The following is a 23,299-nucleotide window of genomic DNA, read 5'->3' on the forward strand; positions in this document are numbered from 1 at the left end:
GCACAGGACTGGAAAGTTGGTGCAGCGTTCTTTTTATACGGTCAACGGCATCCTCTTTCCTTGAGCGCATATGCGAGTACCAGCCTGGTCATGCGATCGTATCTCGCCAAGCCCTCTTTTTGATTATTATGGGTTAGGTATTGGTTGTAAAAGATTCCCATAAGGTTGTTGAACCACCCTGTATAATGAATCCAAAAAAGGCGTTCCGCTTCGATGTCTCCCCGGACTGGCTCACTTAATCGCCGCTGATACTCTTTCGCAAGTACGGGGTACATCGCTCCCAATTCCCGGAGCATATATAAAGTTGTTTGCAGGTAAGCGGAATAACGGTAAAAAGCCTGCGGATGATGCTGCAGCCGTACAAACGCGATAAAGTTTGCTTCATCTTCGAACCCGACCCCCTGCTGGTGCGCAAGTTCATGCACAAAAGTAAAGGGGAAAGATAGTACCGGCATGGCATAATTGACCTGTGCTTCATGCGTAAACGGATTAAAATATCCAGAGACACCAAAATACGAAACCAGGGTACTATTCAAAGGCGATTTGGCATGCACTTGGCTGACCGATAAAAAAGATGCAAAGGTTGTATCATTTTTGACCCATTCGGTCAGGTCCTTTTGTATTCTGGTCCTCTGATTTTCCCATTTCGCAGGACTGACCTGCTGTCTAAGCATGTTTGTGCTATCCAGATATTCATCGAGCACGACGAGATAATCTGCCAGCTTTAAACTGTCTACCTGCAAGGATGCATTTACGCTGATAGGCCTTCGGTAGTAGTTAAGTCCCCAAGACAGATAAAAGAATGCATATAGGCCCAGCAATAAATTAACGACAGAAAAAAACGCGAGCACGGCATCCGGCCATTGTCTCAACCATAAATTTCGGAGCATTCGGACTGTGAAGTAACTCAGCACGACAAACACAGCAGCATAGAGGAGATCCCCCATACTAAATGGAATATACCCAAGGAAATACTTGGGAATATGCCCGTAGTACCGGTAAAAATAGCGGGCGAAATTGAGCTCGATCCAGGAGCTATCGCGCTGGATCAGTGACAACAGGCCTATCAGCATTAGTAATAATACACATACGATCCCTGCTATTTTATTGCACTTTGCCATAGCTCATCAAGCTTCATTTTCGAAATATAACTTGTAGTAGTTCATCCCTTTCTCTTCATCAAATCCTTTTTCGAGATATTCGCGTTTTCCGTGCACATAAATATGGAAATTTTTATCCAGTTTCAGCACGGATTTATAGGAGGCTTCCATCTTTTTGACCGCTTTGTCAGCAATTTCGAAGCTAGCCTGAAAAGGCGATTCAAATTCATCTTCAAAACCAGACCTAAAATCCTGAAACAAGGCGATTGCCTGTGGATTACCCAATACTTCTTCCTCAAATTCCTCCTGAACAAAGGTTTCCTTTTCCTTGAAATAATTCATCGATTTATTCATCAGATCAATTTTGTCAGCTTTTTCAAGTTCGAAGGTTTCGTCCAGCTTCTCCTCAACGAAATTTTTATAGACTTTCAGGTAATTGCCGGTCTGGTTAAAATTATCGTTGCGTACACGTAGCTGCAGGAACTCGTCCTTCCAATACACCGCTTCCTGCTGTCTGTTGGTCTGGTCAAGCACAAGAACCTTGTACCCCTCCTCCTCCTCTGCATTGATGATAATACAGCCTTTGTCCAGCTTATTGATATTGATAGCCTCCTGTTCGTACTCAAGCATAAAAGCGCCCTGCTCCGGATATACCTTCAGGTAAGTTTCTTTGTTTTCGGACTTAAATATCCCGATTGCATCATGTTCTTCACCTTCTATCTGTATATTCTTCAAGGCAACCACATATACCTCTCCGGCTTTAATTTTAGGATGATTGGAGACTTCATAGAGATGTTTGGAAATCTGCTGGGACAAATCATGAAACGGAAGCAGTTGATTAAAGTACTGACGAACAAAATAAAAGACCTCATTCAGTTCCAGCTCGCCATTGGGGTGATATAAGCGGTATACCTCATTGACCTTTGCAAAAGGGCTCATAAAGTACTGTATGAGCAGACCGGGCAATATTTCATCGCCCTCAAGCGATACGGGAGCATCCGACAGAATGTAAAATTCATCGTGTGCTTTGTTACCTACCCTGTGTATGGATAAAGCTTCAAACGTTGCGTCCTGGTGAAAAAACATATTTCTATTTTATAAATTGTACAAGTTTATTGCGATGTTAAATGTCTGACAGTGGGCGTCCACGATGTCTTTGATCTGCGGGGAATACCCTCCTCCCATGCTGACCTGAACAGGAATACCAAACCGTTGGCACGTACCCAACACCAATTCGTCCCGACGGCTACAGGTCTCTGGTTTCAAATTCAGTCTACCCAGCTTATCGGTGGCGAGGATATCGACTCCGGCTTGATAAAATACAAAATCCGGCGCAAAATCCAAGAATAAAGCGGTAAGATTGTCGTCCAGGATCCGGAGATACTCCACGTCGGTAACAGTTTCGGCAAGTCCGATATCCAGATGTGACTTTTGCTTAATAAAGGGATAATTTTTCTCCCCATGCATGGAAAAAGTGTAAACCTCCTGTCGGCCGGCAAAGATATCCGCGGTGCCATTCCCCTGATGCACATCCAGATCGATAATCAGGATACGCGTAGCCAGCTTGTGCTGCAGCAGATATCCTGCAGCTGTAGCCTGGTCGTTCATTAAACAGAACCCCTCACCGAAATCATATCCGGCGTGGTGCGTTCCGCCAGCGACCGAAAAAGCGACCCCATATTCGATTGCATATCGGGCAGCTTGAATAGTTCCGTCCAGAATATAACGCTCTCTATCTATTAGGCTCTGACTTAAAGGGAACCCGATGCGGCGCACCATCTTGGCGTCCAGCGTCAGATCAAAAAGGCTCCTGACATAATCAGGATCATGTACCAAGCAGCAGGTTTCGAAACTGGCCAGTGCCGGACTGAAAAAATTCTCTTCAACGGCCAGTCCCTGATATTTCAACTGCAAGGGGATCAGCTCGTATTTCAGCATCGGAAATCGGTGCCCCTCCCTAACTGGGTGAACAAATTCTGAACGAAAAGCAATCTTGAGCACGTTAACTATTTTTATTTCATGCGAAGATAAGAAAACTATAGGAATGCTTACGCCGGCTGACGGGATCCGTCAGACCTGCATCGGCAGGGATTTACGCGCAAATTATCAAATAATATCCCGCCAATCTTTTGGAGTTGTATTGGAAAAAGGCCATCTTTGGGTAAGAGCTCGTCCTGGTATGGATACGACTTAAAATCTTGCATAGACTTATACATGATCATACATTTTTGTTAAGAGAATACATGGAATCGACGAATTTACCCCAATTATCTGCAATGGAGCAACGTGTACTTGGCTCGTTAATTGAAAAAGCAAAGGTAACCCCTGAGTATTATCCAATGACTGTCAATAGCTTACTGGCGGCTTGTAATCAGAAAACTTCACGTAAACCTGTCGTCCAATTTACCGAAGAAGATATTGTCACCACCTTGGATATTCTCAAGAAAAGAGGGTTAATCTCCACAGTCGTCGGTGGCGGATCCAGAGTGACGAAATACAAACACAATTTTGCCATCCAGTTTCCACTGGTGCCCTCCGAAGTAACAATTATCTGTTTATTACTTCTTCGCGGGCCGATGACAGCTGGCGAAATCAACTCAAATTCAGGAAGGTTATATGAATTTGACTCATTAAACGAAGTCAATGAACAGCTTGAGAAACTTGCTTCGGAAGGTTATCTGAAAGCCCTTCCGAAACAAGCAGGACACAAGGAAGTCCGTTATATTCACCTATTGGGTGAAGTTAATATTGAAGCTTTCGAAAACGCTGGCCCATTACCGCCGACTGTTGCTGATCAAGCTTTGCTGGAACGTATTGGGCAACTGGAGCAGGAAGTAGCGGAGCTAAAACAAAAGTTTCAGGAATTATGGGATGAATTACATTAATACATGATTGCTAACCAAACTTCCAAGGCAGGACTATCGAGATCAACCTTATGGTTAATGACCATCGCCACCGGCCTGGTTGTCGCTAATAATTATTACAATCAGCCTCTACTGGCACTCATCGCCAAAGATCTGTCTATAGATGAAGCCACGGTGAGCAATTCGGCCATGCTGACCCAGATTGGATACGCCTGCGGTTTACTGCTCATTGTGCCACTAGGCGATATGTTCAAAAGAAAGAAAATGATTCTGATCGATTTCATGTTCATCATTCTCTCTCTCGCCGGCATGGCGTTGTCTACCTCGATTGTCTCCGTACTGCTTTTTAGCTTTCTGATCGGCTTCACCTCGGTTATACCGCAAGTATTTGTTCCTATGGCCGCAGAACTTGCGCGTAAGGACAAACAGGCGTCTGCCATTGGTATGGTGATGTCCGGCTTATTGCTCGGGATTTTGCTGTCGAGGGTCATCAGCGGATTTATCGGTTCGTATTTCGGCTGGCGTGAAATGTACTGGATTGCCACGCTTCTAATGATACTCACGGCCGTAGCAATCGCGGCAAGGCTTCCGGAGGTATTGCCAAACTTCAGCGGTACTTACAAGCAACTGATGCTTTCCGTTTGGAGGTTTGCCCGCACCCAGCCCGTCCTCCAGCTGGCCGCTTTTCGGGGCGCAATGGGCTTCGGTGCATTTTCGGCCTTCTTTACCACGCTGGTCTTCCATATTGAGGGGCCTCCGTTCTATGATGGGCCAGCCACTGCCGGTGCATTTGGTCTTGTCGGTGCCTGCGGGGCGTTGGCAGCGGCTTTTGTCAATCGAATAACGGGTTATATCAGCAAAGCCAAAATCATCTTTTACGCGATATTAATGATGCTGCTGAGCTGGTTGCTGTTTGGATTGTTTGGCCATTATTACGCAGGACTGATTATGGGTGTTATCCTGATTGACCTAGGCTTACAGTCCATGCACATACTGAATCAAAGTGATTTTTACGCTCTCAATCTAGGTGCAAACAACCGTCTGAATACGGTCTATATGGTGAGCTACTTTATCGGGGGCTCAACGGGCACCTTTTTCGCTGCTCAGGCATGGCAGCACTTTCAATGGCCGGGAGTGGTTGCCGTTGGCAGCAGCTATACCTTACTGGCATTACTTGCACATGTAATATTTGATCATAAATTAAGAAAAAACTGATATGAAATTTGGCCAAGTAGATCATCCCGAAGAAGTGGATTTCACCTTACCACCCACTTCAGCAGACACCTTAAAATTGCTTCAGCATTTTAAGAACGACACGGCTTTTGAAGTTTATGTAGGCTGTGCAAAATGGAACAAACAGGATTTAAAGGGCTTCTATCCAAGGGGTACAAAGGACGAACTGGTCTATTATGCAAACCAATTTAACAGCATCGAACTGAATGCTACGTTCTACAATTCTCCGACGCTGGAACAAGTCGAAATCTGGAAAAAGAAGACACCAGCAGACTTTAAGTTCTTTCCAAAAGTCCCCCAGTCCATCAGCCATTTTAGTAGGTTGCTGAATACGGCTGACAAAGTAAAAGTATTTACAGATTCGGTCGTGCGATTTGAGGAGAAGCTTGGCATGGTGTTTTTACAGATGCACGACAACTATGGGCCAAAAGATATGGCACGTCTTCAGTTATTTCTACACGATTGGCCCAAAAACGTACCCTTGGCGCTGGAAGTCCGCAATAAAGAATGGTTTTCCAAGCCCGAAGTGGCCAAGGAGCTATATACCTTATTAGAGGAGACCGGTGTGACCAATGTCCTGGTGGATACGGCCGGACGAAGGGATATGCTCCACATGCGTCTGACGACTCCCATCGCATTTGTTCGCTATGTCGGGGCCAATCACTCTTCCGATTACGAGCGTCTTGACCAATGGATAGAGGTAGTTAAACTATGGCGTGAAAACGGCCTACAAAAATTGTATTTCTTCATTCATCAGAACATAGAAATTGAATCGCCACTACTTGCCGTGCACTTCATCAAGAAGCTTAACGACAGTTTCGGACTCGACCTGAAATACCCCAATAAGGCGGCGGACACCTTGTTTTAACCGATATCGCTTAACGTCCATGCCGCGCTGCAGGCGCGAGCACGGGTTTAAGGAGCGAAATCGTCCATAAAAAAGGCGAATCAGTTGATTCGCCCTTTTTATATTTTATATAGACCCGAGCCTATTTTTTGGCGTATTTAAAGTCCTTGCCGATGAAACGGGCATTACCACCCAATTCTTCTTCGATACGCAGTAACTGATTGTATTTCGCCATACGGTCCGAACGAGATGCTGAACCCGTTTTGATCTGGCCACAATTAAGTGCTACCGCAAGGTCAGCAATGGTAGAATCTTCGGTCTCACCTGAACGGTGGGACATAACTGATGTATAACCTGAGTTTTGCGCTAAAGTCACAGCATTGATGGTTTCTGTCAATGAACCAATCTGATTTACTTTAACCAAGATGGAATTAGCAGTGTCCGTATCAATACCTTGCTGCAGACGTTTGGTATTTGTAACGAAAAGATCATCACCTACCAACTGTACACGGTCACCGATTTTGTCGGTCAACGTTTTCCAGCCAGCCCAGTCATCTTCTGCCATACCATCTTCGATGGAGATAATAGGATATTTAGCTGTTAGTTCAGCCAGATAGCTTGCTTGCTCTTCACTGGAACGTACAGCGCCTTTATCGCCTTCAAATTTCGTGTAATCGTATTTTCCGTCTTTGTAAAATTCAGAAGAAGCGCAGTCTAATGCTAAACAAACATCTTGACCTGGTCTGTAACCTGCAATCTCGATCGCTTTCAATACCGTTTCAATCGCATCTTCAGTACCTTCAAAAGTTGGGGCAAAACCACCTTCGTCACCCACAGCAGTCGAAAGACCTCTATCGTGCAGGATCTTTTTCAAGTTGTGAAATACTTCAGTTCCCCAGCGCAACGCTTCAGAGAAAGAAGGAGCTCCAACAGGCATGATCATAAACTCCTGAAATGCAATCGGCGCATCCGAATGCGAACCGCCATTAATGATATTCATCATTGGGATAGGCAAGGTATTGGCGTTAACTCCGCCGATATAACGGTATAAAGGCTGACGGGATTCTTGTGCAGCTGCCTTAGCAACAGCCAATGATACACCTAGAATAGCATTTGCACCCAAATTTCCTTTATTTTCACTGCCGTCTAAATCAATCATGATTTTATCGATGGCGTTTTGCTCGAAAACATCCACGCCTTCCAAAGCTTTCGCTATTTTGGTATTTACATTTTCAACAGCTTTCAAAACACCTTTACCTAAGTATTTTGATTTGTCGCCATCGCGCAATTCAACTGCTTCGTGAACACCTGTTGAAGCACCTGAAGGAACAGCTGCACGACCAACAAAACCATTTTGTGTAGTAACGTCTACTTCGATTGTAGGGTTACCGCGCGAATCCAAAATCTGGCGCGCATGAACATCGATAATTAAACTCATCTTTTTATTAGACTATAATTTATTTGCTTTACTTAGTGTAAATAAGACACACTCTTATCTACAGTCATATTTCACAACCAAATATAACAAAAAATGTATTTATTCCGCTATTTAATATGAATAAAATATGACAAATTTGAATAATTTGTTTACCCGGAAAACACAAAAAAACCCTCCGTTAAAAGGAGGGTTTGGATATCGTATGTTGTATTAATTTTTGATCATTGCAACGAAATCATCAAACAGATAGCGTGAATCATGTGGACCCGGAGAGGACTCGGGGTGGTACTGCACCGAAAATGCTTTTTGTCCTTTGATCCGAATCCCTTCGATCGACTGATCGTTCAGGTTGATATGAGTGACCTCCACATTTTCCGACTTCTGAATATCTTCTGCCACCACACCGAAACCATGATTTTGCGAAGTGATCTCGCAACGGTTGGCGATTATATTCTTAACCGGATGATTGATACCACGGTGTCCATTGTACAACTTGCTGGTACGGATGCCATTGGCCAAAGCTAAAATCTGATGCCCAAGACAGATCCCGAACATAGGTTTATTCGCTTTCAGAATCGATTTTACAGTTTCGACAGCATAGTCCATCGGCGCAGGGTCACCAGGGCCGTTGGAGATAAAATAACCATCAGGATTCCACTTTTCCATTTCTTCGAATGTGGTTTTCGCAGGAAATACCTTCGTATACACATCGCGCGCTTCAAAATTGCGTAAAATATTTTTCTTAATCCCAAGGTCCAATACAGCTACCCGCAAAGAAGCATTCTCGTTTCCGAAAAAATAAGGCTCCGGAGTAGTGACTTTTGACGACAGTTCCAAGCCGTCCATTGACGGAACTTTTGCCAGTTGATTTTTTAACTCTTCGACATCAAGTGTTTCAGAGGAGATGATCGCATTCATCGCTCCCTTATCGCGGATGTGCCGCACAAGTGAACGTGTATCCACATCAGAAATACCGACTAAATTTTCCTCTTCAAAGTAGCTCTGAATAGACTCATCGGCCATTTTTCGGCTATAATTGATATTGTAGTTTTTGCAGACTAATCCGGCAATCTGGATTTGAGTCGATTCGGTATCCTCCTCATCAATACCATAGTTACCAATATGCGCATTGGTCGTTACCATGATCTGTCCAAAGTAAGATGGATCCGTAAATATCTCCTGATAACCGGTGGTCCCTGTATTAAAACAGATTTCTCCGGTAGTCGTACCTATTTTACCAGCGGCTTTACCGTGATAAACTGTACCATCTTCTAAAACTAAAATTGCAGGCAATTTGCTGTAGTTGGTCATTATCGATGTAATATTATAAAATGTGTATCTCTTCTGTCCTGAATCTTAAAGCGTCCTCATGGGATATAAAAAAAGCCCTCAAATGGGCTAACATATCAATTAACAATACCTTATCACGATTGACAAACCGTTTCCTAAGGCACCTACCAATAAAGACTCTACTTTAATTTTCACGGGAGACAAAGTTACGACATATCCCTTAAAAGTGAAAACATTTTTTAAAAATTTTAAAACAGATCTCCCTCTCCTTATGTATATCGCTTAAAATCTCTCACGACCAACAAGATTGTTGCTGGCACCAACAGAAATATCAGGGGATTCGCTGCCCATGCCTGTGCCCACTTTAGCTGAATCATTGCAATAAAAGCTGTTGTCAGACCACATCCTGGGCAGCTGTAGCCACTCAGCATCTTCCAGATACAAGGAATAAGGATATGGATGTCAAAGGACATATGAAGCACAACCGAAACCACAAAATATGCCGCCAAACCGCCATAAATCCAATGCTGACGTAAATATTTTAGGAGTTGACCAATCATTTAATTGTTATTTAGCGGACTTTTGATATACTGCCCATCGCGATCTCTGTATTTACCAACAATGATCATAATCAAATCGACAATGTACCAGATTCCACAACCACCCAATGTCACCAGTTGTAGGATCGCTGTGCCTATCTGCCCCAAATAGAAACGATGCGCACCAAATGCACCCAGAAAAAAACAAAACAGTAATGATGGCAACCAGCGGTCATCCTGGAGATCGTTGCTCCTTTGCTGGAAAGGCTGATTGGCATAAAAAACAGGCTGTCTAACACCACATAAGGGGCACACCTCGGCCCTGACATTGATAGCCTGACCACATTCGACACAGTATTTTTCGTCTGCTGCTTTCATTTTTTAGATTTGATTAGTTCTTAGTTTGCGAATGAAATTACAAAAAAGAAATCAATATTCCGATATCATAGACGGTATTTTAAGATCGTACGGCTTTCCCTGTGACGTTGTCACAACCGGCACATCACTGTGAGCACTACAAAGTTGGCAACAAACAAAAAGACGCTCTACTTAGAGCGTCTTAGATCGTATAGTTAAATCCCTTTTTTCTGAAACTGTCTGCTTTGTACCCTAGAAGAAGCGTCGATATTTTCATCGCTATCAGCGCTATTTCTCAAATCACAACGTTCTGTTTTGGAGTCAGTCTAGATTTACTTCAGGAGTTGATGGCCTTCCAGATCATATCTTTCAGCGGTAGGATATTTTTGCCTGCCACAGAAGAGATAAAGATGTGCGGTATGCCATTGGGCAACTGTTGCTCCATCTCTTTTTCCAGCTCATCGTCGAGCATATCGGACTTGGTGATAGCCAATAACTTGGGTTTATCTGCCAGCTGAGAATTATAGGCTGTCAGCTCGTTGAGCAAAATATCATATTCTTCGGCTATGGTACGATCGGTGTCTGCCGGAACCATAAACAGCAATACAGAGTTCCGTTCGATATGCCGTAAAAATCGGTAACCCAGTCCCCTGCCTTCCGAAGCCCCTTCGATGATTCCGGGGATATCCGCCATTACAAAAGAACGGTTATCACGATAACTCACCATACCAAGATTGGGAACTAAAGTAGTGAAAGGATAATTTGCAATTTCGGGTTTGGCTGCCGATACAACAGACAATAAGGTAGATTTGCCTGCATTGGGGAAGCCCACCAGTCCGACATCTGCGAGCACCTTAAGCTCCAGGATAATCCACTGTTCTTTTCCCGGAAGTCCGGGCTGTGCAAAACGTGGAGTTTGCTGTGTGGCCGATTTAAAATGCCAGTTGCCCAGTCCTCCTTTTCCACCCGGCACCAGAATTTTGGTCTCGCCATCCTCGGTGATATCAAATAACACCTCGCCTGTTTCCGCATCTTTGGCAATGGTACCCAAAGGAACTTCCAGAATCTCATCCTGCCCTGTGGCGCCAGTGCGTAGTGCACTTCCTCCCGACTCACCATTGGATGCAATGATGTGCTTACGATATTTGAGGTGAAGCAAGGTCCAAAGATTACTGGTCCCTTTTAGGATAATATGTCCGCCACGACCGCCGTCACCGCCATCTGGACCACCTTTAGCTGTGTGCTTGTCACGATGCAAATGAGCCGAACCTGCCCCACCATGTCCCGAACGACAACACACTTTCACATAATCAACGAAATTCGATCCTTGCGCCATTACACTATCTACAGTCTAAAAAATATGATTTCCAATTAATAATTATCGATGATATCGGTCAGGTTTTTGAAGATCGTATCGATATCTCCAATACCATTGACTTTGGATAATTTACCCTGTGCTTCGTAATAGGGTAACACATGGATCGTCTTTGTAAAATACTCATCGATGCGTTTCACCAATTTATCCGCGTCGTCATCCGAACGGCCGGAGATCTCTCTGCGTTTGGCGATACGTGCTTTCAATTCGTCTTCATTTACATCCAGCGCAATTACGACTGAAATTGACGTATTGATACCTTCCAAAAAAGCATCCAATGCCTCAGCTTGAGCAACAGTACGAGGAAAACCGTCAAAAATAAATCCTTTTGCATCGGGATTCTTTTTTACTTCCTCTTCCAGCATTGCTATCGTAATTGAATCTGGCACTAAATTTCCCTCAGCAATAATCTGGCTCACTTGTTGACCAAGTGGCGTCTGACCTTTAATATGTGCTCTAAAAATATCACCTGTTGAAATATGAACCAATTGATATTTTTCAATAAGCTTTGCAGATTGGGTTCCCTTACCTGCACCCGGAGGGCCAAATATTACAAGGTTTAGCATAGTTTTATTTTAGAAATTAAAACGAGTTAAAAAATAAAAGCCTAATCACAGATGATGACTAGGCTTTTCAGTTGTGCGCTCCAAGGGAGTCGAACCCCTAACCTTCTGATCCGTAGTCAGATGCTCTATCCAATTGAGCTAGGAGCGCAGTAAACCATTACGTTTAGAACTCTGTCCCATTTGTTTTGGTGACGCAAATATAGTCAGAATTCGTTTTTTTACAAATTTTTTTTCAAAAAGAGGCAGGCCATTCACCTATCGCCTCTGTTATTAAAAAAGCCAATCCTATTGATTGGCTTCCAGTCGTGCACTCCAAGGGAGTCGAACCCCTAACCTTCTGATCCGTAGTCAGATGCTCTATCCAATTGAGCTAGGAGTGCCTTCATTAAACAGCTAGAAAAAGCTGTTACTGTGCGCTCAAAGGGAGTCGAACCCCTAACCTCCTGATCCGTAGTCAGGTGCTCTATCCAATTAAGCTATGAGCGCTGGGCAACCAAAAATGAACCTGTATGTGTTCCGATTTTGGTGATGCAAATATCGATATATTTATCGATTTAACAAACATTTTTTCTCTTTTTTAAACTTTATGAAACTACATTTCGTTTATCTCACTGATAATATTATATTTAAAATATCAACTTTTTTTTTCAGACACTGACAAATGTTATTATTCATGAGCAAAAGAGAATTAAAACTTAGTAAAATCCGCATCGGAGACATCAGTATCTCTTATTATATCCGCCCCAGCAAATCTTATCCCGCGCCGAGAACCGTTCTCTTTATCCACGGTTTCCCATTTAATAAAAATACCTGGAAGCAACAATTATTGGATCTCGACGAAGAGTATACCGGGATTGCGATCGATGTCAGAGGCCATGGACTTAGCACAAACGGTCATGGTTTCTTTTCCGTTGACGTGTTTGCCAAAGACCTAGTGGAGTTTATTCGAAAACTCGACCTGAATCATGTGGTCTTGTGCGGCATTTCAATGGGGGGATATATTGCCCTGCGGGCATACGAATTGATCGGACAGCAGCTTTCAGGGCTTATTCTATGCGACACTAACTCATTGGCTGATGACAACAAAGCCAAACAAAAGCGTTTTGACTCCATTCAGGCATTACTCAAATATGGACGAAGACCATTTGCAATCGGTTTTACGGAGAACGTATTTTATGAGAAAACGATTCGGGAAAACCCGGAGGCCGTGGAATTGATCAAAAGCTGTATCCGCAGAAACGAACTTGCCAGCATCTGTTCTACACAACTGGCGCTGGCCTCACGGACAGACACGACGCATTCGCTCAGAACGATTATTATCCCCACATTGGTTATCAAAGGGAAGTACGACAAACTAATGAGCGAAGAACAGACGAATGTCCTCATTGAGAACATTCCTGACGTACGTTTCATGGAATTTGAAGAATCAGGTCATCTACCAAATCTCGAAGAACCTGAAAAGTTCAGTGCTGTATTGAATGAATTTCTCCGCAGCTTACCTTAAGCTCCCCAACGGCAGTCTAAATATAAGGAGGCGATGCACCGATACATTCAAAAAAAGCCACGGCAGTGGCTTAATTTCTTTTTTTCATCGATATTTCATTCCATTTCCGATTAGAACGAAAAATCATCTTTTGAGCGAACATCAGCTTCCTCAGCGAACGCATCGTCAAAATTAGGCTCATAACGTTTTTCGATTACTTCCTGATTAGACTTTATATAATTCACTACGTCCGTCAAACCTTCAGCAAACTTTTCAAAATCTTCTTTATATAAGAAAATCTTATGCTTAATAAACTGGCCATCCTCAAAGCGTTTCTTGCTTTCTGTGATAGTAATGTAGTAATCGTTCGATCGAGTTGCTTTTACATCAAAAAAATAAGTACGCTTGCCTGCTCTCACCTTTTTTGAAAAAACCTCTTCACGCTCTTTGTTTTCAAAATCTCCCATTGGTTGTTATTTAAGTTTAAAGTAATCTTAATCTTTGATAAATATATAATAATTCATTTTAATCCACCAAATAATATTAAAAAAAAAGAGAATAACTCGTAAAATTGATAGATTTGATCAGCCCTGTCCGGATAAAAATTAAACAACAAAGTTTTTTACCGACGAAATCAGTACATTTACCGAAAATATAAGTTGTATTACCTAAAGCGAATATGTACCGTTTATTTGTGTCTCTATCTTTGAGTCATAAATAGTAAAACATTATGGAAAAAGAACCTATCATACCGAACAGCAACAACAGCCGCAACATCGTGGGAGCGATTGTGATCATCATAGGTATATTCTTATTATTGAATAACCTTCACTTAGGAGACTGGTTTCCGAGCTGGCTGTTTGGCTGGCAGATGATCCTGATCATTATTGGCCTGGTCATTGGCATCAACTCTCAATTTCAGAAAAAATCGGCTATCATCCTGCTCATCATTGGCGGAGCCAGCCTTATTTCGAGGATGATGCGGACGGATTTTGGTTCGGTCACGGTCCCGATCATTATTATTTCTCTGGGGATTTATTTTATTATGAGCAAACGGAAGCCACCTGTAATTCCGCCGAGTTATCCGAATCCGCCTCAAGACAATTACGATTGGGACAAGCGCGTCCGTATTCCGGATGAAGGTGCTACAGAGCCAAGAACTGACACATCTGAATCAAAGCCTTTTAATGAACGATATGGATCCAGCCCACAAGCCTCGCCCGACGCGCAGGCTTTTGGCGGCAATAGCAATAGCTCCTTTCATCAATCTTTTGAGGACAACCTCAACCTGAACAGCATCTTTGCCGGACAGAAGAAAGTGATCTATTCGAAGCAATTCAGAGGCGGCAATCTGACCAATGTATTTGGCAGCATTGAGCTGGACCTCACCAAAGCCGACATTCAGCAGCCTATTGTCATTGATACCTTTCAATTATTCGGTAGTGCGCGAATTATTATTCCTCCACACTGGACAGTCGTCAGCAATGTTGCTTCTATATTGGGTTCGGTCGATGATCGCCGATTTCAGACGATATATAATCCCGACGCGGACAAAAAGATTTATATCACGGGTACCTGTATATTGGGTAGCCTAACGATCAAAAATGCTTAATACATGAAAAACAAACTCTCTTTCAGTATTAAAGGTCGATTAATAGGTATTATTTGCATATCCGTATTTATCGGATATCTGGCGTTGCAGTATTTGCTCATGCTACGCTCAGGCTTTGACGCACAACTGGCATTTAAAGACGCGCTGATCAATAGCGGGGTGATGATGTTCTGCTGCTATGGTATGTCGTCAGCGCTAAACTTCTATACCCCGCAACCCCGCGAAATATGGAAAGTTCTGATTATTGGTCTGGTCATGGCAGCAATCAGTACCCTATTAAGCCGTTTTTTGATGAGTTACCTGATCCAGTCCAATTTCATCGCATTGCTGGACTTGACATTACCTTATCGGGCGCTGGTCAATTTCCTGATTTTAACCTCTGTTGCCATTATCAATATTGTTTGGAATATCCAGGAGGATAATATTAATAACATGAAGCGGAAGCAAGAGTCCGAAAATCTGCTGCGTGAAGCTGAGTTATACAATTTACGCCAACAGCTGCAACCCCACTTTTTGTTCAACAGCCTAAACTCCATCATTGCGCTAATCGGGTCCAACCCGGACGAGGCGCGTAACATGACATTCCAGCTTTCGGACTTCCTTCGCGGCACGCTGAGGAAAGAAAATAACCAGATCATTTCCCTGGAAGAAGAGCTCGATCATTTGCAACTTTACCTAGATATAGAAAAGGTACGTTTTGGCCACCGTCTCAACACGAGCATATCCTCCGCGGAGGATATATTCAGCTACAGACTACCCGCGATGATCATTCAGCCCCTGGTAGAAAACGCCATAAAACATGGGCTTTATAACGTCACCGATCAAGTCGACATCCAGATCAAGTGCATGGCAAACGAGGGACAACTCCTCATTCAGATCAGCAATCCTTTTGATGTGGAAGAACAATCAAAACCAAAAAAAGGCACCGGATTTGGCCTTTCTAGCATCCAGCGCCGTTTATATCTGCTATACGGAAGAAATGATCTGCTTGATACGCAGGTCCAGGACAATATATTTACCAGTACCCTAAAAATACCTCAATATGATTAAAGTCGTTATTATCGATGATGAACCATTGGCACGCTCAATTATTGCGGGCTACCTTAAAAGCGAAGCTGATATCAGCATTGTAGCAGAATGCGGAGACGGCTTTGAAGGTGTCAAAGCGATTCAGACCCATGAGCCGGATCTAGTTTTCCTGGATGTCCAGATGCCCAAACTGACAGGCTTCGAAATGCTTGAGCTTGTGGACGACCCACCAGCAATTATCTTCACCACTGCTTTTGATGAATATGCTCTAAAAGCGTTTGAAAAGAGTGCCTTGGATTATCTCCTTAAACCTGTTTCCCCCGCCCGTTTCAAAAAAGCGCTGGAAAAGTTCAGATCTAGCTACGCCGCACCCGAAAAAAAAGTACAGCCTAATTATGAGGTCCTGTCAGCACAGGATGAAACAAAAATAGATCGTATTGTGGTCAAAACGGGCACCCAGATAAAAATTATCCCTATTGATACCGTCAAATACCTTGAATCATACGACGATTATGTGAAGATCCACACAAAAGATGGGATGTATCTAAAGAACAAGACGATGTCATTTTTTGAAAAATCACTGGACCCCAATCAATTCGTCCGCATTCATCGTTCATACATTATCAAGGTAGACCAGCTGGCCAAATTGGAACCGTATGAAAAAGACTCCTATATCGCTGCGTTGATATCCGGAGAGAAGCTTAACATCAGTAAATCGGGATATGCCCGGTTAAAACAATTGATTGGCATTTAAACATTACGTAGATTTGTGCCTATCGATAGTTATGAAACATTTTTTTACAACGATATTGCTAGGCATTACATCTTGTTCATTCGCACAGACAGACCCTGCGGAACAGATCAACAAGGGTATTTATAACAGGTTAGAATTTTTCATTAATTCACAGCTAACAGATTCTGCCTACCATCTGGCCAGCGATTCTTTTAGAAAACAATACAGTCAGTCAAGATTTTCGCAGATGCTGCAGGAGCTCTATCCTTTGGGGCGGATACAAAATTCGGTTATTACCGATTTTAAAAATGATACCGCAACTTACCGTGTAGATTTTGACGACAGATCGTTTGACCTGAAGCTCGCTACAGATTCAACACTTCAGTTTAACTGGTTAACCTGGAGTCCGGTGGAAGTCGATCAAGAAGAGATTGCGGTCGAAAAACCAAAAGAACCAGTAGTGACTCCCAAAGTGGGCCAAATGGAGAATTTTTTCGTGGACTCGGTGGCACATGCTTATTTACAGCAACAAAACACACAGTCATTAGCCGTTGGTGTCGTGACAGGGGGACAATTGAAAACCTATTTTTATGGAGAAACCATCAAAGGCAGCTCCAGCTTGCCGACTGCCAATACCGTCTACGAAATCGGTTCGTTAAGCAAAGTGTTTACCGCGATCCTCCTCTCCAATTTGGTGGAAGAAGGTATCGTTACCTTGGATCAGCCTATCTCTCTATTTCTACCCGATTCGCTAAAGAAAAATGAGGACCTGGCGAAAATAACGTTTAAAATGCTCGCCAATCATACCTCCGGGTTGCCGCGACTTCCTGAAAACTTGGAAAAAGTAAAAAATTTCAATGCCAGCGACCCCTATAAAAGCTACGACCGAAAGGCGCTTTATACCTACTTATCTAGCTTCAAAAACACGAAAGTCGCAGGTGAGGAATATGAATACAGCAACTTGGGATATGCCGTTCTGGGAGACATCGTTAGTACAATCTATAAAAAATCTTATGAGCAGCTCGTAAAGGACCTAATATGCACGCCATTGGGCATGAATAATACCTTTCAAGTAATAAATGCAGCAAACAAAGATACCTTTAAAGTATACAACAAAGATGGTCAGGAAGTACCGATCTGGTCGTTTGACGCGTTCGCTCCGGCCGGTGGGCTAAAATCAACAGTTGAGGATCTGCTCAAATTTGTCCAGGCGCAGTTTAAGATGCCGCAAACCACATTGGAAAATGCCATGGCGAACACAAGACTATTTACATTTTTCCTTCCTCCGGACACGGACCTCGGACTGGCATGGCATATGAATTTATTGGACGATCTTACGTTTTACTGGCACAACGGCGGTACAGCGGGCAGCAGTTCCTACCTGGCATTATCGCCAGATAAAAAATGCGGTGTCGTTGTATTGTCCAACTCTGCACATGCAGTTGATACCACAGGAAAGGCCATACTTGACTACTTGCTTCATCACAAATAGAACATAAATACATTCGAGTAGAAAGCCGTATCCAAACAATGATATGGCTTTTATTGTTGTCATAAAAACCGCCAACTGTTCAATTTTGCTCAAGCTTCGAATATTGGCGCTCGACGAACAGCAGACCACGTAACGTATATGCAAATGAAAATATTTATAACAAAACGAATTCCCCAAAAAGGTATAGATTTATTAACCGCTGCCGGACATGAGGTCGAGGTACACAGTTCGCCCGAACCGCTATCGGAAACGGCACTGATACAGGCATGCCAGCGAGCGGACTTTGTGCTGAACGGAGGAATGCAAAAATTCGACAGCCATTTTTTCGCCAGCTGTCCCAATCTCAGAGCTCTTTCCCTCATGAGCGTAGGCTATGACAATGTTGATCTTTCTGCTGCCACACAGTATAAAGTTCCTGTCAGTAACACGCCGGGTGTATTATCGGGAGCTACTGCAGACCTTGCCTTTCTACTGATATTAGCCGTTTCCAGAAAAGCCTTTTTCCATCACAAGCGGATTCTTCAAGGCGACTGGAAAGGTTTCGACCCTACAGCACATCTTGGCGTCGAGCTCAATAACAAGACATTGGGCATATATGGTCTTGGCCGGATCGGCCTTGAATTGGCCCGAAAGGCAAGAGCGGCTTATAATATGGAGATAATTTATCATAATAGAGGACGGAACCATGAAGCGGAGCGGGTGCTTGGCGCCCGTTACGTTAACTTTGACGACCTTCTTACCCAGAGTGATGTACTGTCCATCCATGCGGCCCTCACCGCCGAAACGGCCAACAGATTTAATCAGGATGCCTTCCGGCGGATGAAAAACACTGCGATCCTGATCAATACGGCACGCGGGGGATTAGTTCATGAAAAGGATCTGGCGGATGCATTATATAGCGGACTATTGTGGGGCGCAGGGCTGGATGTGACTAACCCCGAACCTATGAAATCCGATAACCCGCTACTGCAGCTAGAAAATGTATGCATTTTACCTCATATCGGTTCAGCAACAGTGGAAACGAGAGATAACATGGCCCTCATGGCAGCAAGTAACTTGCTGGCAGCGATTAAAGGTCAACAAATGCCTCAGATCATCAATCCAGAAGTGTATATATGAAACAGCGTTTTTTTCGATTCCTGAACCGGGTCAATAAATTCCTGCTTCCCAAATATGGGAAGACAGATCCAATAAAATTAAAAAAGTACCAGCAGGCGATTATCGCCTACCGGTACTTTGTTCTTATCCGTGCTTTAGGAGACAGCTAACTATCTGTTTTTACAGGCCGACCTTGATCGCTTGCGTTCGAAACGATACTGATCTGCGTCGGATTAGGCGCCACACTGATGTCGTTCCGTTCCAATTCCAGCATGATTTTTTCCTGCATGGAGTTACGCACAGGCCAATAGTGTTCCCGCTTTGTCCAGGCACGTACGGTCAGCACAATCGAGCTGTTCCCCAACTCTTTCACAAATACCGTGGGCTCGGGACTTGTCAGCACATTTTCATTGGCCCGGAGTACCCTAAGTATAATGTCTTTTGCGTCTTTAACATTCTTATCGTAAGAAATGCTAACTGTATATTCAAACATCCGCTGCACTATCTTCGTATAATTTTTAATCACCGAATTAGCCAGTGGTCCGTTGGGGCTAAAGATCCGCACACCATCATCACCGATCAAAGTCGAGTACAAAATATCAATCCGTTCGACAGTTCCGGAAGTACCATTGGCACTGGATATATAGTCCCCCACCCCAAATGGTCTGAACATCAGGATCAGGACTCCGCCTGCAAAATTACTAAGGCTTCCCTGAAGTGCCATGCCCACGGCCAGACCAAAGGCAGACAGTGCCGCGATAAAAGAAGTCGTTTGTATTCCGATCTGGCTCGCCACAGTCAGCAAAAGCATTACCCACATCACGATTTTTACAATACTGGATATAAAGGCCCGGATTGAGGGATCAACATTTCGTTTTTCAAAACGCTTATGTAACAGACGGTTGACCAAATTAATCACGTATTTACCAATAACCAAAAGTATAATACCCCCGATGATACCAGGTATCGCATCGATCACAACATCCGTTAGACGGCCCACTTTCGTTTCCAGATTGTCCAAATTACTTTCCATAATATTCAAATTATTTATCGTTTTTCGAAACAAGTATTGTTCCAAGCTGACAATTTCGCCTCCAAAATTTTCAAATCATTGAAAAACACCACAAAACATGCTATTACCACCACTTTAATAAAAGGAAAACCAGGTATCTTTGTGATATGAATAAAAAAAGCACCATTCCAATCATTGATAGCTGTAGTCTTGACTTGAATAATAAGACGACTATACATATTGATGATTTAGGAGAATATGTCATCAAGCATGACAATATGGTGTTTCCACATAAACACAATTTCTACCACTTTGTATTATTTACGGCCGGCTCGGGACAACACATCATTGATTTCAACCAGTATACCATCCGGCCTTATCAGCTTTATTTTATGGCTCCGGGCCAAGTTCATACCTGGAACTTCCAAGGCGATGAAGAAGGTTTTGTTGTCAATTTTGCTTCAGATTATTTTCAGTCTTTTCTTCTAAGGACAGATTACCTGGAGCGCTTCAGCTTCTTACAGGGCAAAATGGAGCACCTGATTTTCGAGTTGGAGGAGTCATTCCGGGAGCAGGCAATACACATTCTTAAGCAAATTTTAACTGCCAAATCAAATCATCTCAACGAAGACTACATCCGGACTTTGTTATTACAATTCTTGCTATACATTGCCATGCGTTCGGAAAAAGAAGAGAAAGAGGGCAGTAATCCGTACAACCATAAAATTTTCAATAGTTTCCAGCAGCTGGTCGAACAGCAGTTTAAGTCCACGAAGTTACCTAGTGTATATGCGGATCAGTTGTTTATCACGCCCAATCATCTCAACGCCATCTGTAAGTCTTATATAGGACAGTCCGCGGGCGAGATCATCCGAAGCCGTATCATCCTTGAAGCCAAGCGGCTACTGATCAATAAGAATTTAAATATTACTGAGATTGCCGATGAACTACAGTTTAAAGACAACTCCTATTTCACAAAATTTTTTAAAAAATCCACTGGACTCACACCGGAAGAGTTCAGAAAACGACTATAACTATGAAAGAAGCAAAACAGGAATTATCCGAATTCAAAGCTGCATGGCAGGCAAAATGCCCAAGATGCCGTATCGGTCATGTTTACAAAGGTCCGGCCTATGGTTTGAAAGTACAGAAAATGAACAAACACTGCGAATACTGCGGTCTACGATACGAACGTGAACCCGGCTATTTTTACGGTGCTATGTACGTTACCTATGCTTTCGCCATCGCAGAGATGGTAGCAGCTTGTATGGCAACCTATATCATAACTGCTAATGACTCATCTTTTGTACTATACGCGACGGTGGCCATATTAAGTGTAGTGCTGATGTCTCCTTTCAACTATCGGTATTCACGGATCATATTGATGTATTGGCTTACCCCCGGGCTACGCTACGATCCCAATGTTAAAAAGAAAGAAGTTGATGTCAGGGCTTCTGCATAAAGATCAATATCCTTATCTTTAGGCTAATGAAGGATATCATCTATTTGGATAACAACGCCACTACCCGGATTCTGGATCAAGTATGGAACGAGATGTATCCCTATTTCATCCAGAATTATGCAAATGCCTCCAGCATCTATCATCCGATGGGCAGGGAAGCTAACGCTGCCGTAGAAGTAGCCCGTACTCAGGTTGCCACAGCGCTACACTGTTCGACAAAAGAGGTCTTTTTCAATTCCGGCTCCACGGAAAGTATCAATACGGTACTACGGGGTGTTTTTGAAAAATATCGATCTAAGGGAAAACATATTATTACCGCAGTTACCGAGCACAAAGCTGTGTTGAGCTGCTGTGATCAGCTCTCCCAGCAGGGAGCGCTGATTACTTATCTTCCGGTGGATGCACAAGGACAGATCTCAACAGCTGACTTACAAGCCGCCATTACCCCAGAAACCATATTGGTCTGTTTAATGGCTGCCAACAACGAAACAGGCGTCCTATCTCCTATCGATGAAATCGCTACCATTTGCAAGCGAGAAGATATTCTATTTTTTTGTGACGCTACTCAGGCCGTCGGCAAGGTCATTCTGGACCTGCAGTCGACTCCCATTGATATGTTGTGCCTAAGCGCACATAAAATTCATGGCCCGAAAGGAATCGGCGCGCTTTTTATCCGCAGGAAATCCAAACCCATACAGCTCTCCCCATTGATCGTGGGCGGCGGTCAAGAGCAGAGTTTCCGCGGGGGAACCTACAATGTACCCGCTATCGTCGGACTAGGCAAGGCGATGGCAAGCGTTACACCCAACATCTATAGCGGTGTCCGTGATCTTCGGGATCTGTTGGAAACATCGTTGGGCGAAATACCGGAAATAATTATCCATGGCAGCTGTGCAGCACGCCTGCCCACCACTAGTTATATCAGTTTCAGGCACATCCTCGCCAGCGAGATTATGACCGCTTGTCCAGATTTAGCTTTATCGTCAGGTGCAGCCTGCGTAACGGGCTCCAGGGAGCCGTCACATGTACTGACGGCAATGGGTCTGTCCAAAGAGGATGCGCTTTCGGCTATCCGGTTTAGTCTCAGTATACTGACAACACGGGAAGAAATTATCCAATGTACCGAGCTGATCAAAGCCGCTGTAAAAAAGATAAGAGCACAATCCCCTATCTGGCAGCTTCATCAGGCGGGACTCCTAAGCTGATTTATGACATTCTAAAAACTTACAACAGGCAAAACATATTCATATTGTATGTATCTTTGCTTTAGACAAAGACAGAGCTATGATTACAGTTACAGACAAAGCGAAAGACCGCATCGAGGAAATCATGAAAAATGAGCAATATGACAGCAGTTATTTTGTACGTGTTGCTGTGGAAAGTGGTGGTTGTTCAGGCTTGAGCTATAAGCTAAATTTCGACAACGAAGAAAAAAAAGGCGACCAGTTTTTCGAAGATAAAGGAGTCAAGATATGTTTGGATATCAAGTCCTTTCTCTATTTAGCGGGGACAGAACTTGATTATTCCGATGGATTGACCGGCAAAGGTTTTGAGTTCCACAACCCCAATGCCAGCCGTACCTGTGCCTGCGGGGAAAGCTTTTCTGTTTAATTCATACTAATGAAAAAAAAGAGCTATGGACTTCATTTCAGAGCTCTTTTTTTATTTCTTGAGATTTTCTCTTTCGAAATTGATAGTTTTATAATTAACCGCCAGCCCAGCTACTTCTTGTTATAATATTTGTATTTTTTCAACACTTTAATATATAA

Annotated in this window: 25 protein-coding genes and 3 tRNA genes; 14 read left to right on the plus strand and 14 right to left on the minus strand. The window is 43.3% G+C overall.

All coding sequences use genetic code 11. The features are described from left to right. Positions 1 to 41: 41 nt before the first annotated feature. Genes FGL37_RS24365 through FGL37_RS24375 form a run of 3 tightly spaced genes read right to left on the minus strand, consistent with a single transcriptional unit; the run spans position 42 to position 3,101 of the window. On the minus strand, positions 42 to 1,121 hold the full coding sequence (locus FGL37_RS24365; protein ID WP_028068546.1) for a DUF3810 domain-containing protein: 1,080 nt from the start codon (positions 1,119 to 1,121) through the stop codon (positions 42 to 44). A gap of 6 nt (positions 1,122 to 1,127) precedes the next feature. Continuing rightward, the gene (locus tag FGL37_RS24370; RefSeq protein ID WP_028068547.1) at positions 1,128 to 2,186 is read right to left on the minus strand and encodes a nucleoid-associated protein; all 1,059 of its coding nucleotides are present in this window, start codon (positions 2,184 to 2,186) and stop codon (positions 1,128 to 1,130) included. Between the two features lie 9 nt (positions 2,187 to 2,195). Then, the gene (locus FGL37_RS24375) at positions 2,196 to 3,101 is read right to left on the minus strand and encodes a histone deacetylase family protein (protein WP_028068548.1); all 906 of its coding nucleotides are present in this window, start codon (positions 3,099 to 3,101) and stop codon (positions 2,196 to 2,198) included. A 242-nt stretch (positions 3,102 to 3,343) separates the two neighbouring features. On the opposite strand from FGL37_RS24375, the gene FGL37_RS24380 reads away from it, so the two are divergent. The 3 genes from FGL37_RS24380 to FGL37_RS24390 are packed head-to-tail and all read left to right on the plus strand — an operon-like array spanning position 3,344 to position 6,065. Then, positions 3,344 to 3,985 carry a YceH family protein gene (locus FGL37_RS24380; RefSeq protein ID WP_028068549.1) on the plus strand — a complete coding sequence of 214 codons (642 nt, stop codon included), beginning with the start codon at positions 3,344 to 3,346 and terminating at the stop codon, positions 3,983 to 3,985. A 3-nt stretch (positions 3,986 to 3,988) separates the two neighbouring features. Next, positions 3,989 to 5,179 carry an MFS transporter gene (locus FGL37_RS24385; RefSeq protein ID WP_037532165.1) on the plus strand — a complete coding sequence of 397 codons (1,191 nt, stop codon included), beginning with the start codon at positions 3,989 to 3,991 and terminating at the stop codon, positions 5,177 to 5,179. Position 5,180: 1 nt separating this feature from the next. Then, positions 5,181 to 6,065 (plus strand): DUF72 domain-containing protein, encoded by an 885-nt coding sequence (locus tag FGL37_RS24390; protein WP_028068551.1) that lies wholly within the window; start codon positions 5,181 to 5,183, stop codon positions 6,063 to 6,065. Between the two features lie 121 nt (positions 6,066 to 6,186). Here FGL37_RS24390 and eno read toward each other — a convergent pair whose 3' ends face one another. From eno to FGL37_RS24435, 9 genes are all read right to left on the minus strand, one after another. Further along, entirely contained in the window at positions 6,187 to 7,482 is a 1,296-nt protein-coding gene (eno, locus tag FGL37_RS24395) for a phosphopyruvate hydratase (RefSeq protein WP_028068552.1), read from the minus strand. A gap of 210 nt (positions 7,483 to 7,692) precedes the next feature. Continuing rightward, positions 7,693 to 8,793, minus strand: coding sequence for a glutamine-hydrolyzing carbamoyl-phosphate synthase small subunit (carA, locus tag FGL37_RS24400; protein ID WP_028068553.1), 1,101 nt, complete (start codon positions 8,791 to 8,793; stop codon positions 7,693 to 7,695). A 248-nt stretch (positions 8,794 to 9,041) separates the two neighbouring features. Beyond that, a complete protein-coding gene (locus FGL37_RS24405) occupies positions 9,042 to 9,332 on the minus strand; it encodes a DUF2752 domain-containing protein (protein ID WP_037532168.1) in 291 nt (96 codons plus the stop codon). Next, on the minus strand, positions 9,333 to 9,689 hold the full coding sequence (locus FGL37_RS24410; RefSeq protein ID WP_028068554.1) for a TM2 domain-containing protein: 357 nt from the start codon (positions 9,687 to 9,689) through the stop codon (positions 9,333 to 9,335). 316 nt (positions 9,690 to 10,005) lie between these two features. Then, a complete protein-coding gene (obgE, locus tag FGL37_RS24415) occupies positions 10,006 to 11,004 on the minus strand; it encodes a GTPase ObgE (protein ID WP_028068555.1) in 999 nt (332 codons plus the stop codon). Between the two features lie 35 nt (positions 11,005 to 11,039). Continuing rightward, a complete protein-coding gene (locus tag FGL37_RS24420; protein WP_028068556.1) occupies positions 11,040 to 11,609 on the minus strand; it encodes an adenylate kinase in 570 nt (189 codons plus the stop codon). A 74-nt stretch (positions 11,610 to 11,683) separates the two neighbouring features. Continuing rightward, positions 11,684 to 11,757, minus strand: a tRNA-Arg gene (locus tag FGL37_RS24425). A 158-nt stretch (positions 11,758 to 11,915) separates the two neighbouring features. Next, positions 11,916 to 11,989 (minus strand) — tRNA-Arg (locus tag FGL37_RS24430). Positions 11,990 to 12,021: 32 nt separating this feature from the next. Beyond that, positions 12,022 to 12,095 (minus strand) — tRNA-Arg (locus FGL37_RS24435). Between the two features lie 187 nt (positions 12,096 to 12,282). Between FGL37_RS24435 and FGL37_RS24440 the strand changes: the two genes are divergently transcribed. After that, positions 12,283 to 13,113: an alpha/beta fold hydrolase gene (locus tag FGL37_RS24440; protein WP_028068557.1), complete on the plus strand. Its 831-nt coding sequence runs from the start codon at positions 12,283 to 12,285 to the stop codon at positions 13,111 to 13,113. 110 nt (positions 13,114 to 13,223) lie between these two features. Here the strand turns inward: FGL37_RS24440 and FGL37_RS24445 are convergent, their stop codons facing one another. Then, complete coding sequence (locus FGL37_RS24445) at positions 13,224 to 13,559, minus strand: DUF3276 family protein (RefSeq protein ID WP_028068558.1); 336 nt, start codon at positions 13,557 to 13,559, stop codon at positions 13,224 to 13,226. A 263-nt stretch (positions 13,560 to 13,822) separates the two neighbouring features. Between FGL37_RS24445 and FGL37_RS24450 the strand changes: the two genes are divergently transcribed. From FGL37_RS24450 to FGL37_RS25465, 6 genes are all read left to right on the plus strand, one after another. Continuing rightward, on the plus strand, positions 13,823 to 14,704 hold the full coding sequence (locus FGL37_RS24450; RefSeq protein WP_051606472.1) for a LiaF transmembrane domain-containing protein: 882 nt from the start codon (positions 13,823 to 13,825) through the stop codon (positions 14,702 to 14,704). A gap of 3 nt (positions 14,705 to 14,707) precedes the next feature. Next, positions 14,708 to 15,754, plus strand: a complete 1,047-nt coding sequence (locus tag FGL37_RS24455; protein WP_051606473.1) for a sensor histidine kinase — start codon at positions 14,708 to 14,710, stop codon at positions 15,752 to 15,754. Next, positions 15,747 to 16,487, plus strand: coding sequence for a LytR/AlgR family response regulator transcription factor (locus FGL37_RS24460; protein WP_028068561.1), 741 nt, complete (start codon positions 15,747 to 15,749; stop codon positions 16,485 to 16,487). Before FGL37_RS24455 ends, FGL37_RS24460 begins: the two co-directional genes overlap by 8 nt. A gap of 31 nt (positions 16,488 to 16,518) precedes the next feature. Next, complete coding sequence (locus tag FGL37_RS24465; RefSeq protein ID WP_051606475.1) at positions 16,519 to 17,958, plus strand: serine hydrolase domain-containing protein; 1,440 nt, start codon at positions 16,519 to 16,521, stop codon at positions 17,956 to 17,958. A 144-nt stretch (positions 17,959 to 18,102) separates the two neighbouring features. Beyond that, complete coding sequence (locus tag FGL37_RS24470; RefSeq protein WP_028068562.1) at positions 18,103 to 19,077, plus strand: 2-hydroxyacid dehydrogenase; 975 nt, start codon at positions 18,103 to 18,105, stop codon at positions 19,075 to 19,077. Then, positions 19,074 to 19,226 (plus strand): hypothetical protein, encoded by a 153-nt coding sequence (locus FGL37_RS25465; protein ID WP_162835066.1) that lies wholly within the window; start codon positions 19,074 to 19,076, stop codon positions 19,224 to 19,226. Before FGL37_RS24470 ends, FGL37_RS25465 begins: the two co-directional genes overlap by 4 nt. Here the strand turns inward: FGL37_RS25465 and FGL37_RS24475 are convergent. Then, on the minus strand, positions 19,223 to 20,089 hold the full coding sequence (locus tag FGL37_RS24475; protein ID WP_028068563.1) for a mechanosensitive ion channel family protein: 867 nt from the start codon (positions 20,087 to 20,089) through the stop codon (positions 19,223 to 19,225). The genes FGL37_RS25465 and FGL37_RS24475 overlap by 4 nt on opposite strands. A 146-nt stretch (positions 20,090 to 20,235) precedes the next feature. On the opposite strand from FGL37_RS24475, the gene FGL37_RS24480 reads away from it, so the two are divergent. From FGL37_RS24480 to FGL37_RS24495, 4 genes are all read left to right on the plus strand, one after another. After that, positions 20,236 to 21,102, plus strand: a complete 867-nt coding sequence (locus FGL37_RS24480; protein ID WP_028068564.1) for an AraC family transcriptional regulator — start codon at positions 20,236 to 20,238, stop codon at positions 21,100 to 21,102. A 2-nt stretch (positions 21,103 to 21,104) separates the two neighbouring features. Then, a complete protein-coding gene (locus FGL37_RS24485) occupies positions 21,105 to 21,530 on the plus strand; it encodes a DUF983 domain-containing protein (protein ID WP_037532172.1) in 426 nt (141 codons plus the stop codon). 26 nt (positions 21,531 to 21,556) lie between these two features. Continuing rightward, positions 21,557 to 22,735 carry a cysteine desulfurase family protein gene (locus FGL37_RS24490; RefSeq protein WP_232048770.1) on the plus strand — a complete coding sequence of 393 codons (1,179 nt, stop codon included), beginning with the start codon at positions 21,557 to 21,559 and terminating at the stop codon, positions 22,733 to 22,735. A gap of 79 nt (positions 22,736 to 22,814) precedes the next feature. Further along, a complete protein-coding gene (locus FGL37_RS24495; protein ID WP_028068567.1) occupies positions 22,815 to 23,141 on the plus strand; it encodes a HesB/IscA family protein in 327 nt (108 codons plus the stop codon). Positions 23,142 to 23,299: the final 158 nt, after the last annotated feature.

The sequence above is a fragment of the Sphingobacterium thalpophilum genome, from assembly GCF_901482695.1.
In the GTDB taxonomy this organism is placed as follows: domain Bacteria; phylum Bacteroidota; class Bacteroidia; order Sphingobacteriales; family Sphingobacteriaceae; genus Sphingobacterium; species Sphingobacterium thalpophilum.